11 protein-coding genes and 1 pseudogene are annotated in these 14,284 nt (G+C 67.0%); 9 read left to right on the forward strand and 3 right to left on the reverse strand.

All coding sequences use genetic code 11. From position 1 onward, the window contains the following. The first annotated feature begins 26 nt into the window (after window positions 1–26). From murC to lpxC, 6 genes and pseudogenes are all read left to right on the forward strand, one after another. Window positions 27–1,463 (forward strand): UDP-N-acetylmuramate--L-alanine ligase, encoded by a 1,437-nt coding sequence (murC, locus tag ACS0OT_RS03010; RefSeq protein ID WP_442256031.1) that lies wholly within the window; start codon window positions 27–29, stop codon window positions 1,461–1,463. Continuing rightward, window positions 1,460–2,422, forward strand: a complete 963-nt coding sequence (locus ACS0OT_RS03015; protein ID WP_065178757.1) for a D-alanine--D-alanine ligase — start codon at window positions 1,460–1,462, stop codon at window positions 2,420–2,422. The genes murC and ACS0OT_RS03015 overlap by 4 nt, the downstream gene beginning before the upstream one ends. Continuing rightward, window positions 2,419–3,096 (forward strand): annotated as a pseudogene (locus ACS0OT_RS03020) (cell division protein FtsQ/DivIB); the annotation flags it as partial. The gene ACS0OT_RS03015 and the pseudogene ACS0OT_RS03020, both read left to right, overlap by 4 nt. Before the next feature lie 68 nt (window positions 3,097–3,164). Beyond that, a complete protein-coding gene (ftsA, locus tag ACS0OT_RS03025) occupies window positions 3,165–4,400 on the forward strand; it encodes a cell division protein FtsA (RefSeq protein WP_005408083.1) in 1,236 nt (411 codons plus the stop codon). A 169-nt stretch (window positions 4,401–4,569) separates the two neighbouring features. After that, window positions 4,570–5,805 (forward strand): cell division protein FtsZ, encoded by a 1,236-nt coding sequence (gene ftsZ, locus ACS0OT_RS03030; protein WP_005415297.1) that lies wholly within the window; start codon window positions 4,570–4,572, stop codon window positions 5,803–5,805. Between the two features lie 205 nt (window positions 5,806–6,010). Continuing rightward, window positions 6,011–6,922, forward strand: coding sequence for a UDP-3-O-acyl-N-acetylglucosamine deacetylase (gene lpxC, locus ACS0OT_RS03035; RefSeq protein WP_005415298.1), 912 nt, complete (start codon window positions 6,011–6,013; stop codon window positions 6,920–6,922). 281 nt (window positions 6,923–7,203) lie between these two features. Here the strand turns inward: lpxC and ACS0OT_RS03040 are convergent, their stop codons facing one another. Next, a complete protein-coding gene (locus ACS0OT_RS03040) occupies window positions 7,204–7,653 on the reverse strand; it encodes a DUF721 domain-containing protein (RefSeq protein ID WP_049413132.1) in 450 nt (149 codons plus the stop codon). A gap of 12 nt (window positions 7,654–7,665) precedes the next feature. Between ACS0OT_RS03040 and ACS0OT_RS03045 the strand changes: the two genes are divergently transcribed. The 3 genes from ACS0OT_RS03045 (at window position 7,666) to ACS0OT_RS03055 (ending at window position 12,712) form a co-directional block, all read left to right on the forward strand. Beyond that, on the forward strand, window positions 7,666–8,622 hold the full coding sequence (locus ACS0OT_RS03045) for a M23 family metallopeptidase (protein WP_053498833.1): 957 nt from the start codon (window positions 7,666–7,668) through the stop codon (window positions 8,620–8,622). Window positions 8,623–8,924: 302 nt separating this feature from the next. Further along, window positions 8,925–11,657 (forward strand): preprotein translocase subunit SecA, encoded by a 2,733-nt coding sequence (secA, locus tag ACS0OT_RS03050; RefSeq protein WP_005415301.1) that lies wholly within the window; start codon window positions 8,925–8,927, stop codon window positions 11,655–11,657. A 101-nt stretch (window positions 11,658–11,758) separates the two neighbouring features. Continuing rightward, on the forward strand, window positions 11,759–12,712 hold the full coding sequence (locus ACS0OT_RS03055) for a Nudix family hydrolase (protein WP_329847280.1): 954 nt from the start codon (window positions 11,759–11,761) through the stop codon (window positions 12,710–12,712). Between the two features lie 102 nt (window positions 12,713–12,814). On the opposite strand, the gene ACS0OT_RS03060 is transcribed toward ACS0OT_RS03055, so the two are convergent. Both ACS0OT_RS03060 and metF read right to left on the reverse strand, forming a co-directional pair. Beyond that, on the reverse strand, window positions 12,815–13,399 hold the full coding sequence (locus ACS0OT_RS03060) for a DUF4124 domain-containing protein (protein ID WP_053498830.1): 585 nt from the start codon (window positions 13,397–13,399) through the stop codon (window positions 12,815–12,817). Between the two features lie 40 nt (window positions 13,400–13,439). Next, window positions 13,440–14,267 carry a methylenetetrahydrofolate reductase [NAD(P)H] gene (metF, locus tag ACS0OT_RS03065; protein ID WP_005415304.1) on the reverse strand — a complete coding sequence of 276 codons (828 nt, stop codon included), beginning with the start codon at window positions 14,265–14,267 and terminating at the stop codon, window positions 13,440–13,442. Window positions 14,268–14,284 lie beyond the last annotated feature (17 nt).

The raw sequence follows: 14,284 nt of genomic DNA on the forward strand, positions 1-14,284 counted from the left end.
CGCGCCTGCCCTGCGCGAGGCCGCGCATGATCCGTCGCCTGCACGACACCAACGACCTGGTGCGCGCGTTCCCGCGCGTGCATTTCGTCGGCATCGGTGGCACCGGCATGAGTGGCATCGCCGAAGTGATGCTGACGCTGGGCTACGAAGTGTCCGGCTCGGACAACGCCGACAACGTAGCGACCCGCCGCCTGGCCAGCCTGGGTGCGCGCATCATGCGCGGCCACTCGGCAGCCAATGTGCTGGGCACCGACTGCGTGGTGGTCTCCAGCGCCATCCGCGAGGACAACCCGGAGCTGATGGAAGCGCGCAGCCAGCGCATTCCGATCATGCCGCGCGCGGCGATGCTGGCCGAGCTGATGCGCTTCCGCCGCGGCATCGCCGTGGCCGGTACCCATGGCAAGACCACCACCACCAGCCTGACCGCAGCGGTGCTGAGCGAAGGTGGCCTGGACCCGACGTTCGTGATCGGTGGCCAGCTGCTGGCTGCCGGTGCCAACGCCAAGCTGGGCGGTGGGCAGTGGCTGGTGGCCGAGGCCGACGAAAGCGATGGCAGCTTCCTGCGCCTGAACCCGCTGATGTCGATCATCACCAACATCGATGCGGACCACCTGGAGAACTACGGCAACGACTTTGCCCGCGTGCAGGCGGCGTTCGCCGAATTCCTGCAGCGCCTGCCGTTCTACGGCCTGGCGGTGCTGTGCATCGACGATCCGGAAGTGGCCGCGCTGGCTGCCAGGACCCCGCGCCACGTGATGAGCTACGGCATGAGCCCGCAGGCCGACGTGCGCGCCGAGAACGTGGTGCAGGAAGGATCGCGCATGCGCTTCACGCTGCGCCTGCCGCAGGGCACCAGCCAGGAAGTGGTGCTGGCGCTGCCGGGCAGGCACAACGTACTCAACGCGCTGGCCGCCGCCGCGGTGGGCTGGCAGCTGGGCGTGGCACCGGACGCCATCGCGCGCGCGCTGGAAGGCTTCGCCGGTGTCGGCCGCCGCTTCAATGACCTGGGCGAAGTGACCACCGCCAGCGGTGCCAAGGTGCGCATCATCGACGACTACGGCCATCACCCGAGCGAGCTGGAGGCGGTGTTCGCCGCCGCTCGCGGCGGCTGGGCTGACAAGCGCCTGGTGGTGGCCTTCCAGCCGCACCGCTACAGCCGCACCCGTGACCAGTTCGACAAGTTTGCCGCGGTGCTGTCCAGCGTCGACGCGCTGGTGCTGAGCGAGGTCTATCCGGCCGGTGAGGAACCCATTGCCGGTGCCGACTCGCATGCGCTGGCCCGCGCCATCCGCGCGCGTGGCCGCAGCGAGCCGGTGGTGGTGGGCAAGGCCGCCGAGCTGGCCAGCGTGCTGCCGGACGTGCTGCAGGACGGTGACTTGCTGCTGATGATGGGGGCCGGCGATATCGGTGCCGTGGCCGCCCATATCGCGGTGGAAGGCTTCCATGGGGAGGGCCAGGTGTGAGCGCGCTGACTTTCCCGCCGCTGCGCGTGACCGACCCGGCCGTGTTCGGCCGCGTCGCCGTGCTGCTCGGCGGCAGTTCCAGCGAACGCGAGGTGTCGCTGGATTCGGGCCGCAACGTGCTCGAAGCCCTGCAGTCGCGCGGCGTCGATGCGTTCGCCGTCGATGGCATTCCGGCGCTGGCCAGCGCGCTCGCCGCCGGTGGCATCGACCGCGTGTTCAACATCCTGCATGGCCACAACGGTGGCGGTGAGGACGGCATCGTGCAGGGCCTGATGGACGCCTTCGGCGTGCCGTACACCGGCTCGGACGTGCTGGGTTCGGCGCTGAGCATGGACAAGATCCGCACCAAGCAGGTGTGGCTGTCGCTGGGCCTGCCAACGCCGCAGTACCGCAAGGTCGACGCGTCGAACGTGCATGCACTGGCGGCAGAGCTGGGCCTGCCGGTGGTGGTGAAGCCGGCCAACGAAGGCTCCAGCGTGGGCATCAGCCGGGTCACCGACGAGGCCGGCCTGGACGAGGCCGTGGCCCTGGCCGCGCGCTACGACGGCCAGTTGCTGATGGAGCAGATGGTGGTGGGCGATGAGCTGACCGTGGCCATCCTTGGCGACGTTGCCCTGCCGTCGATCCGCATCGTGCCCAAGGGCCAGTGGTACGACTACAACGCCAAGTACATCGCCGAGGACACCCAGTACCTGTGCCCGGGCCTGGACGGTAGCGACGAAGACGAGATCCGCCGCATCGCGCTGGCCGCATTCCGCGCCGCCGGCTGCCGTGGCTGGGGCCGCGTGGACGTGATGCGTGACCGCGCCAGCGGCCGTTTCTTCCTGCTGGAAGTGAACACCGCGCCGGGTATGACCAGCCATTCGCTGGTACCCAAGGCGGCCCGCCAGGCCGGCATCGGTTTCGAGGAACTGGTGTGGCGCGTGCTGGAACAGACCCTGGAGGCCACGCACGCATGAACGCGCTGCTGCGCATCTTCGTCTGGCTGTTGGCACTGTCGGTGGTTGCACTGCCGGTGGTGGCCGTGGTCAATGGCTGGGTCGGCGCCGAGCGCTGGCCGCTGGCGAAGCTGCGCGTGCATGGCGAGTTCAAGCGGGTACCGGCCGAGCAGCTGCAGCAGGTGCTGCTGCCGTACGCGCGCGCCGGGTTCTTCGCGGTCAAGCTGCAGGATGCGCAGGACGCGCTGGAAAAGCTGCCGTGGGTGGAAAGCGCGCAGGTACGCAAGCAGTGGCCGGATGTGCTGGAAGTGACCCTGGTCGAGCACAAGCCGTTCGCACGCTGGGGCAACGACCGCCTGGTCTCCGAGCAGGGCAAGCTGTTCCCCACGCCGAAGAAACTGTCCGGCCTGGAACTGCCGGAGCTGGATGGCCCGGACAGCCAGACCCAGGAAGTGATGAAGCTGTACAGCGACTCGCGTGCCTTGTTCGCACCGGCCGGCGTCGACGTGCGCCGGGTGACGATGGATGCTCGCGGCAGCTGGTCGCTGGTGCTGAGCAACGGCACCGAAGTGGTGGTCGGCCGTGACGACGCGCGCTCGCGCATGCAGCGCTTCGTCAAGGTGCTGCCGCAGCTCAACCGCCAGGACGCGCCGATCGAGCGCGCCGACCTCCGTTACACCAATGGTTTCACGCTGAGCTGGGGTACCCCGGCCACGCCGGCGAAAACGCCGGCGACCCCGGCCAGAAGCACGCAGGAAAGGACATGAATCGCAAGGGTGACAAATCGCTGATCGTTGGCCTGGACATTGGCACCTCCAAGGTGGTGGCGCTGGTGGGCGAGTATTCGCCGGGCAACCCGATCGAAGTGATCGGCATCGGCTCGCACGAATCGCGCGGGCTGAAGCGTGGCGTGGTGGTGGACATCGAATCGACCGTGCAGTCGATCCAGCGTGCGGTGGAAGAAGCCGAGCTGATGGCCGGCTGCGAGATCCGTTCGGTGTACGCCTCGATCTCCGGCAACCACGTGCAGTGCAAGAACTCGCCGGGCATCGTGCCGATCCGCGACGGTGAAGTGACCTGGGGCGACCTGGATCGCGTGCTCGACGCAGCCAAGGCGGTGGCGATCCCGGCCGACCAGAAGATCCTGCACGCGATTCCGCGCGAGTACGTGCTGGACGATTCGCAGGAGGGCATCCGCAACCCGGTCGGCATGACCGGCGTGCGCCTGGAGGTACATGCGCACCTGGTGGTGTGCGCGCAGTCGGCGGCGGCCAACATCAGCAAGTGCGTGCAGCGCTGCGGCCTGCAGGTGGACGACCTGGTGCTGTCCTCGCTGGCCTCCAGCGTGGCGGTGCTGACCGCCGACGAGCGCGAGCTGGGCGTGGTGCTGGTCGACATGGGCGCCGGTACCACCGACATCGCGGTGTTCGTGCAGGGCGCGATCTGCCACACCGCCTCGCTGCCGATCGCCGGCGACCACGTGACCAACGACATCGCGCACATGCTGCGCACGCCGACCCCGGAAGCCGAGCAGATCAAGGTGCGCTATGCCTGCGCTCTGGCCCAGCTGGCCACGGCCGAGGAGAGCATCCAGGTGCCGTCGGTCGGCGACCGCCCGCCGCGCCGCATGCCGCGCCATTCGCTGGCGCAGGCCGTGCAGGGCCGTTACGAGGAGATCTTCGAGATGGTGCAGGCCGAACTGCGCCGCTCCGGCTTCGAGGAACTGGTGCGCGCCGGCATGGTGCTGACCGGGGGCGCATCGAAGATGGAAGGCGTGGTCGAACTGGCCGAGGAAATGCTGCAGATGCCGGTGCGCGTGGGCATCCCGCAGCACGTCACCGGCCTGGGCGAAGTGGTCGGCAACCCGGTGCACGCCACCGGCGTGGGCCTGCTGCTGATGGGCAGCCAGATCGAGCACCCGCGGCGGCCGTCGCTGCCGACCGGGCGCGCTGGAAGCATGTTCAAGAAACTCAAGACCTGGTTCCGCGGCGAGTTCTGACGCGGAACCCGTAACTCCGGGCCCGGCCCGGCGCAACACCCGCAGTACCCGCATCACAACGCAACAACGCACTACACAACCCACACAGCCGCAACGGCAACATGACACGCGAAGGCAGGAGGCCCGACCGTCCATGCCACCGACAAGCGGATACAACGAGGACACGGACATGGCGCATTTTGAACTGATCGAAAAGATGGCACCCAATGCGGTGATCAAGGTGGTTGGCGTGGGCGGCGGCGGCGGCAATGCCGTGGCGCACATGGTCAACTCGGCGGTGGACGGCGTGGAGTTCATCACCGCCAACACCGACTCGCAGGCCATCAAGAATTGTGGTGCCAAGCTGCAGCTGCAGCTGGGTACCAACGTGACCAAGGGCCTGGGCGCAGGCGCGAACCCGGAAGTCGGCCGCCAGGCCGCGCTGGAAGACCGTGAGCGCATCATGGACGCGCTGCAGGGCGCGGACATGGTGTTCATCACCGCCGGCATGGGCGGCGGCACCGGCACCGGCGCTGCGCCGGTGGTGGCGCAGCTGGCCAAGGAAATGGGCATCCTGACCGTGGCCGTGGTCACCAAGCCGTTCCCGTTCGAAGGCCGTCGCCGCATGCAGGTGGCGCTGAAGGGCATCGAGGAACTGAGCCAGCACTGCGACTCGCTGATCACGATCCCGAACGAGAAGCTGATCACCGTGCTGGGTCGCAACGCGACCATGATCCAGGCCTTCCGCGCCGCCAACGACGTGCTGCAGGGCGCCGTGCAGGGCATCGCCGACCTGATCGTGCGTCCGGGCCTGATCAACGTCGACTTCGCCGACGTGCGCACCGTCATGTCCGAAATGGGCCTGGCGATGATGGGTACCGGCACCGCACGGGGCGATGACCGCGCCCAGGCCGCTGCCGAATCGGCGATCCAGAACCCGCTGCTGGACGATGTGAACCTGGCCGGTGCCAACGGCATCCTGGTCAACATCACCGCCGGCGCCGACTTCACCATGGCCGAGTTCGACGAGATCGGCCGCACCATCGACGGTTTCGCTTCGGAAGACGCCACCGTCGTGGTCGGCACCGTGCTGGACCCGGACATGCAGGACGAAGTGCGCGTGACCGTGGTGGCCACTGGCCTGAACCGCGTCTCGGCCAGCAAGACCCAGCGTCCGGGCGAGCGTGCACCGATCAAGCTGGTCCGTAACGCCACCACTGGCCAGCCGGAGTTCGGCGAGTTCGACAACGGCGGCGATGCCGTGTCCAAGGCCGTGGGCGGCATGGGCCTGGGCCTGCGTCGCGCCAGCAGCGATACCGCGGCGGCGTCGGCCCCGTCGGCCCCGGCGGCTTCGGCCCCGGCAGCGGCGGAACTGCCGAACGACTACCTGGACATCCCGGCCTTCCTGCGCCGCCAGGCGGACTAAGCGGGGCGGCCCGGGGTTGTCCTCCCCGGGTTGCGCCACCATGTCCTGAAAATGCGGGCGCCGGGCCAGGATGGGCCCGGCCGCCCTGCTTCACGCGCTTTCCCAGCGGCGTGCCGGTGTGTCCTGCCGGTGGCTGTCACTGGCGTTTCAGCCAGGGTAGGGGAGTGCGCGTGTTAATCTAATGTGTCACTTCCGGTCCATCCCCATGATCCAGCAACGCACCCTCAAGAACACGATCCGCGCCACCGGCGTTGGCCTGCATAGTGGTGACAAGGTCTACATGACCCTGCGCCCGGCACCGGTCAACCATGGCATCGTGTTCCGCCGCGTGGACCTGGACCCGGTGGTGGAAGTGCCGGCCAAGGCCGAACTGGTCACCGAAGTGACCCTGTGCACCGGCCTGACCTGCAACGACGCCAAGATCCAGACCGTCGAACACCTGATGTCGGCGCTGGCCGGCCTGGGTGTGGACAACATCATCGTCGAGCTGTCCTCGGCCGAGCTGCCGATCATGGACGGTTCGGCCGGCCCGTTCGTGTTCCTGCTGCAGTCGGCAGGCATCGTGGAACAGGATGCGCCCAAGCGCTTCATCCGCGTGCTGAAGACCGTGGAAGTGACCGAGGGCGACAAGGTGGCCCGCTTCACCCCGTACGAGGGTTACAAGCTGGGTTTCACCATCCAGTTCAACCACCCGATGATTCCGGCCAAGCAGTCGCGCCAGGAAATCGAGTTCTCGACGCTGGCCTACACCAAGGAAATCTCCCGCGCGCGCACCTTTGGTTTCATGCGCGACCTGGAGTACATGCGCGAGCGCAACCTGGGCCTGGGCGGTTCGATGGACAACGCCATCGTGCTGGACGAGTTCCGCGTGCTCAACGAAGACGGCTTGCGCTACGCCGACGAATTCGTGCGCCACAAGATCCTTGACGCCATCGGCGACCTCTATCTGGCCGGTGGCCAGGTGTTGGGTGCCTACGAAGGCTTCAAGTCCGGCCACGCGCTCAACAACAAGCTGGTGCGGGCCCTGATGGCCGATGCCAGTGCCTGGGAATGGGTCAGCTTCGACTCGCCGGCCACCCCGGATCCGGTGGAATACGCCACCCCGGCGTACGCATGATTCCATAGGTTGTTGAATTTAAAGATAAAAACGCCGCCTTCCTGGGCGGCGTTCTTGTTTCCGGCGTTGGCGACGCATTCAGCGTGCTTGAAAGACGTCAAGGCTGGTTCAAGGTCACGGTTTTGTGAACCTGTTGGATCAGAAGCCTGAATTTAACGCAGTTTTAACAACAATCTAACGACAGGCCCCCGGATGGCCGCTAGGATGCGACCCGGCCCCCGAAATGTTTCACGCCGTGGTGACACGCGCGACGGGGAGCGGAGCCGGATGCTCCGTTGCCATCAGGACCGTTTCTTCGGCTTCGAGGGAACGTCCTGCAGGCAAGCCAAGGCGTCGCGTAGCCCTTTGTGCGTGGCGGCTGAAACTGCGTGGGGTCCATTCCGGTTGTCGAGCGCTGGGGAGCGCGTGGGAGTGGGAGACGCAGTCTTGATGGTCACCCTGGTGGCCTTCAGCCCGATGGAACGGGCCGCGTCGAGCAGCTGGGCTTCGGCAAGCCGCAACTTGGCATGCCAGACCGGGGACTCGACGAGAAAAACGAGGTGTTCCCCGTCCACATTGGCCAGCCGGCAACGGCTGCGCAGAGGTGGCGGCAACTGGGGGCGCAACTGACGGTCCAGCGCGTCGAGCCACAGGGCACGCCGCAGCGGGTTCCCGCTTTTGTCCGCCATTACCGCATCCAGCGCCGGTTTCGGTGCCGACGCGGGGCGAACGCTGGATTTCGGCTCAGACATGAAAACTCACTGATGGCATTCAAAAAGATCGTAATCAAAACGCGTGAAGGACAGGCCAAATCGTCGCCGATCACGCGTTTGCGGTTCTATTTCGAGGACCGCCCCCGCGCCCTGCTGGGCAGCGTGCTCGGGGTAGGCTGCATTATCGGCCTTGCTGGCGGCATTGGCGCCAGCGCGCTGAATGATTCCCGGCTGCAGGCCAAGGTCGAGCGCCAGGATGCGGAGCTGGCCAAGGTCAAGCGCGATGCGCAGACCCAGGTCAATGCGCTGGCGGCCCGCCTCGGCGAGCTGCAGGCCCAGGCGACCCGCCTCAACGCCCTCGGCGAACGGCTGACCCAGATGGGCAAGCTGGAGGACGGCGAGTTCGACTTCAACGAGACCCCCGGCCTCGGTGACGGTGACGCAGGCGGCCCGACCAGCGACATCCCGGTCAAGGACGTCAACGCCGACTTACAGGTGCTGGAGCAGCGCTTCGCTGCTTCAGGCCGCCAGCTGTCGGTGATGGAATCGCTGATGTTCGACCACCAGCTGCAGCAGAACGCCGTGCCGTCGCGCATGCCGATCCGCAACAGCTATGTGACGTCCGGCTTCGGCACCCGTGCCGACCCGTTCGGCCGCGGCGCCGCCACCCACAAGGGCATGGACTTCCACGCAAAGGTCGGTGACCCGGTGATGGCCGTGGCCGAGGGCGTGGTCAGCTTCGCCGGCGTGAAGGGCGGCTACGGCAATGTCGTCGATGTCGACCATGGCAATGGCTATGTCACCCGCTACGCGCACAATTCGCGCCTGGTGGTGAAGGCCGGCGACCTGGTCCGTGCCGGCCAGGAAGTGGCCAAGGCCGGTTCCACCGGCCGTTCGACCGGTGCCCACGTGCACTTCGAGGTGTGGGAGAACGGCAACGTGGTCAACCCGCGCAAGTTCCTCGGCGACGGCGGCAACACGCCGGTCGGGCGGGTCAGCCGCGGTTGATCCCCGGGTCGGATCCCTTCCGCGCCGCGCAAGGGCTCTGACCCGACTCGGTTGATCTGGTAGTGCCGGCCGCTGGCCGGCAACCTCATGGATTTCGGCAGCATCGCGGATTGCCGGCCAGCGGCCGGCACTACCGGGAATGTTCGGATGCCATTGCCGCCAAAGGGTTGAAACCCCTTGCGGCCGTCCCAAGCTACAATGGGTGTTGCCATCGACAGGGCGCCAGGCGCCCTGTTTCGTTTGCGGCGGACGGATCCCCAGGGGGAGGCCGGGCGTCGTGTCCATCCAACCCGGTTCCTTCAATGATCAACAGCCTGCTTACCCGCGTATTTGGCAGTCGTAACGAACGACAGCTGCGCCAGCTCAACCGCATCGTCGCCAAGATCAATGCGCTGGAGCCGGAGATCGAGAAGCTGTCCGACGAGCAGCTTCAGGCCAAGACGCCGGAGTTCAAGCAGCGCATTGCTGGCGGTGAAGCCCTGGACAAGGTGCTGCCGGAAGCGTTCGCGGTCTGCCGCGAAGCCGGTCGCCGCGTGCTGGGCATGCGCCACTACGACGTGCAGCTGATCGGCGGCATGGTGCTTCACCTGGGCAAGATCGCAGAAATGCGCACCGGTGAAGGCAAGACCCTGGTGGCGACCCTGCCGGTGTACCTCAACGCGCTGGAAGGCAAGGGCGTGCACGTGGTCACCGTGAACGACTACCTGGCCCGCCGCGACGCCGCGCAGATGGGCAAGCTGTACAACTGGCTGGGCCTGAGCGTGGGCGTGGTGTACCCGGGCATGCCGCACAGCGACAAGCGCGAAGCCTACGCTGCGGACATCACCTACGGCACCAACAACGAATTCGGTTTCGACTACCTGCGCGACAACATGGCGCTGTCCAAGGCCGACCGCTACCAGCGCGGCCTGCACTACGCCATCGTCGACGAAGTCGACTCCATCCTGATCGACGAAGCGCGCACCCCGCTGATCATCTCCGGTCCGGCCGATGATTCCCCGGAGCTGTACATCCGCGTCAACCGTGTCGTGCCGCACCTGGTCAAGCAGGAAGCGGAAGACGGCGAAGGCGATTTCTGGGTCGACGAGAAGGGCAAGCAGGTGCACCTGTCCGAAGCGGGCATGGAGCACGCCGAGCAGCTGCTGGTCGAGGCCGGCATCCTCGATGGCGAGACCGAAGGCCTGTACGCGGCGCAGAACCTGACCGTGGTGCACCACCTCAACGCCGCCCTGCGCGCGCACGCGATCTACCAGCGTGACGTGGACTACATCGTGCGCGATGGCGAAGTGGTCATCGTCGACGAATTCACCGGCCGTACCCTGGCCGGCCGCCGCTGGTCCGATGGCCTGCACCAGGCGGTGGAAGCGAAGGAAGGCGTGCCGGTGCAGCGCGAGAACCAGACGCTGGCGAGCATCACCTTCCAGAACCTGTTCCGCATGTACAAGAAGCTGTCCGGCATGACCGGTACGGCCGATACCGAAGCGTTCGAGTTCCAGAGCATCTATGGCCTGGAAGTGGTGGTGATCCCGACCAACCGCCCGACCATCCGCAAGGACAGCCCGGACCAGGTGTTCCTCAACCGCAAGGGCAAGTTCAATGCGGTGCTGGCCGACATCGAAGAGTGCGCCAAGCGCGGCCAGCCGGTGCTGGTGGGTACCACCTCGATCGAAACCTCGGAAATGCTGTCCGAGCACCTGAGCAAGGCCGGCGTGAAGCACGAAGTGCTCAACGCCAAGCAGCATGACCGCGAAGCGACCATCGTCGCCAACGCGGGCCGCCCGGCGGCGGTGACCATCGCCACCAACATGGCCGGTCGTGGTACCGACATCGTGCTGGGCGGCTCGCTGGAAGCCGAGATCCACGCTCTGGGCGAGGACGCAACCGACGAGCAGAAGGCGGCGGTCAAGGCCGAATGGCAGAAGCGCCACGACGCAGTGAAGGCCGCTGGCGGCCTGCATATCGTCGGCACCGAGCGCCACGAGTCGCGTCGTATCGACAACCAGCTGCGCGGCCGTTCGGGCCGCCAGGGTGACCCGGGTTCGTCCCGTTTCTACCTGTCGCTGGAAGACAACCTGATGCGCATCTTCGCCTCCGACTGGGTGCAGAAGGCCATGCGCATGATGGGCATGAAGGAAGACGACGTCATCGAGGACCGCCTGGTCAGCCGCCAGATCGAAAAGGCGCAGCGCAAGGTCGAGGCCCACAACTTCGACATCCGCAAGAACCTGCTGGACTTCGACGACGTCAACAACGATCAGCGCAAGGTGATCTACGCCCAGCGCGACGAGCTGCTGGACGCCGAATCGGTGAAGGACAACGTCGACGGCATCCGTGACGACGTGATCTTCGACATCGTTGCGCGCTTCGTGCCGCCGAACTCGATCGACGAGCAGTGGGACCTGCGTGGCCTGGAAGCGACCCTGGAGTCGGACTTCGGCCTGCAGATGTCGCTGACCGACCTGGTCAAGCAGCATGAGGAACTGGACGCCGAGGCCATCGCCAGCAAGGTCCAGGAGCGCGTCAACCAGCACTTCGCCGAGAAGGAAGCCAGCCTGGGCGAAGAGACCATGCGCGCGCTGGAGAAGCACGTGATGCTGACCGTGCTGGACCAGAGCTGGAAGGAGCACCTGGCGCGCATGGATTACCTGCGCCAGGGCATCTACCTGCGTGGTTACGCGCAGAAACAGCCCAAGCAGGAATACAAGAAGGAAGCCTTCGAGCTGTTCTCGGACATGCTGGAGAACGTCAAGCGCGAAGTGGTGACCCTGCTGGCTCGCGTGCGTATCCGCAGCGACGAGGAAGTGCAGGCCCTGGAGGCCGCCGAGCGGCAGCAGGCGCAGGCTCGCCTGAGCCAGTCGCAGTTCCAGCACCAGGATGCGGGCGGCTACAGTGCCGACGAGGAAGCCGCGCAGGTGCAGGCTGCGCAGCAGGGCGTCGCGCAGATGCAGCGCGACGAGCCGAAGATCGGCCGCAACGATCCGTGCCCGTGCGGCAGTGGCAAGAAGTACAAGCACTGCCACGGCCAGCTGAGCTGATCCCGAAGAGCCCCGCGAAAGCGGGGCTTTTCGTTTGTTGCGGGGGAGTTGCACCGGATCCGTGATTGCGCCGGCCGCACTGTTCTGGGCATGCTTCCCCCATGCCTTCCCCCTCCCGATCGATCCACGTCGTGGCCGCCGTCATCACCGACGCCCGTGGCCGCGTGCTGCTCAACCGCCGTACCGAGAACCGCGACATGGCCGGCCTGTGGGAGTTCCCCGGCGGCAAGCGCGAATCCGGCGAGACCTCCGAACAGGCGCTGGCGCGTGAACTGCGCGAAGAGCTGGGCATCGAGGCCGATGTCGGGCCCTGGCTGATGGACGTGCCGCAGCGCTATCCGGACAAGCACCTGACCCTGGAAGTGCGCCATGTGCGCAGCTGGAAGGGCACCCCGCGCGGCCGCGAAGGCCAGGCGATCACCTGGGTGGCGCAGGACAAGCTGGGCCGCTATTCGATGCCGCCGGCCGACCTGCCGGTGGTGGCCGCACTGCGCCAACCGGACCGCTACCTGATCACGCCGGCGCCGGCTGACGATGCCAGCGGCGTGCAGCACTGGCATGACTGCCTGCAGCGCGCGGTCGCGGCGGGCCAGCAGCGCATCCAGCTGCGCCTGCCACCGGAACACCCGCAACGGCAGGCAATGATCGAACAGGCCGTGCGCGCGCATCGTCGCGGCGTGCAATGGCTGGTCAACCGCGATGTCGCGCTGGCACGCGCACTGGGCGTGGGTGTGCACCTGGGCAGCGAGCAGCTGCAGGACCTGCAGGAACGGCCCTTGCCGGAAGGGCAGCTTGTCGCCGCGTCCTGCCACGACCTGGAGCAGCTGCAGGCGGCGCAGCGGCTGGGCTGCGACTTCGTGGTGCTCGGCCCGGTGCAGGCCACGGCCAGCCACCCCGGGGCAGTGCCGCTGGGCTGGGAGGCCTTCGCCGCGCTGCGCGCGCAGGTGTCGCTGCCGATCTACGCGTTGGGTGGGATGGTCGCCGGCCATATCGCCGAAGCCCGTCGCCACGGTGGGCAGGGTATCGCTGCGATTGGCGGGTTGTGGCCGGCGTGAGCCGGCATGCGGGGCCCGATCCCTGCGCAGCGGGGCTCTGACCTCATCGCGGCAATCCGGGGTCGGAGCCCTTTCCGCTGGAAAGGGATCCGACCCGTCCGGTCACAACGTGATCCAGAAACACCCGTATTGACGCCGCAACCCCAGCACCGTCGAAGCGCGCGACACGCTGCCGGGCAGGGTCTGTTCCAGGCGCAGGCCGACCGGATGCCGCACGGCCGACGGCTCCGGGTCGGATACCTGCGCCGCAGGGCTCTGATCCTCATCCTGCGATTGCGGCAGCGCCTGCGAGGGATACACCGGTACCACGTCTACCAGCGGCCGCCGCGCCAGCGATTCCAGTTGACCGAGGATGCGCTGCGCACCGGCATCGGAGACCGCGCCCCACAGGTACAGCGACGACAACCGGTTCACATCGTTGCTGAGGATGCCGATGCGCAGCGCGTCCACCAGCTCGCTAAGGCGCCGTGGGCAGCGCGCCCCCAGGGTGTCTCGCCGCAGGGTGCTGCCGGTGGGCGCGGGCGGTGGCAATCGTGATCGGGCGCCGACGCTGTCGCAGGGCCGGTCGGTATACACGCTCTGGCCCTGCGCATCGGTGCAGCGGTTCAAGCGCGTGGACTGCGCATGGACAACGCTCGATGCCGAGCACAATGACAGCAGCAACAGCAGGAAGGAAAGCCGGTTCATCGACGCAGGGTAGCGCCGATCGCGGTGGCATGGCGTGCTTTCAGCCGTGCAGCAGCTTCAGCACCGACGTGGTCGGCTTGGCCAGGTTCAGGGTGTAGAAGTGCAGGCCCGGCGCGCCGCCCTCGACCAGGCGCTGGCACAGCCTGGCGACCACTTCGGTACCGAACGCCCGCACCGATTCGGCGTCATCGCCATAGGCCTGCATCTTGCGGCTGATCCAGCGCGGGATCTCCGCACCGCACTGCTCGGAGAAACGGCGCAGCTGGCTGAAGTTGGCGATCGGCATGATGCCGGGCGTGATCGGTACCTGTACGCCGAGCCGGCGCACGGCATCGACGAAGTGGAAGTACGCATCCGGGTTGTAGAAATACTGGGTGATCGCCGCGTCGGCGCCGGCATCGATCTTGGCCTTGAAGTGCTTCAGGTCGGCCAATGCATCGGAGGCCTGTGGGTGGGTCTCCGGGTAGGCACCTACCTCGATGCGGAACGCATCGCCGTGTTCGGCGCGGATGAACTCGATCAGCTCGGCGGCATAGCGCATGTCGCCGGGGAAGCCCATGCCGGAGGGCAGGTCGCCGCGCAGCGCGACCAGGCGATGGCAGCCGATGGCGCGGTACAGCTTGAGCAGTTCGCGGATTTCCTGGCGGGTGCCGCCGACACACGACAGATGCGGTGCGGCCTCGAAGCCATGGTGCTGGTTGAGATGGCGCACGGTCTCGGAGGTATAGCTCAGCGTCGAGCCACCAGCGCCGAAGGTACAGGACACGTACTCGGGGCCGTAGTCCTTCAGCTTGGCTGCGGCGCGATCCAGCTGGCTGCGCTGTTCGTCGGTCTTGGGCGGATAGAACTCGAAGCTGATGGCAGTCATGGCACGGGCGGCGGCGG

The organism is Stenotrophomonas maltophilia group sp. RY12688 (assembly GCF_052149045.1).
GTDB lineage: Bacteria > Pseudomonadota > Gammaproteobacteria > Xanthomonadales > Xanthomonadaceae > Stenotrophomonas > Stenotrophomonas sepilia.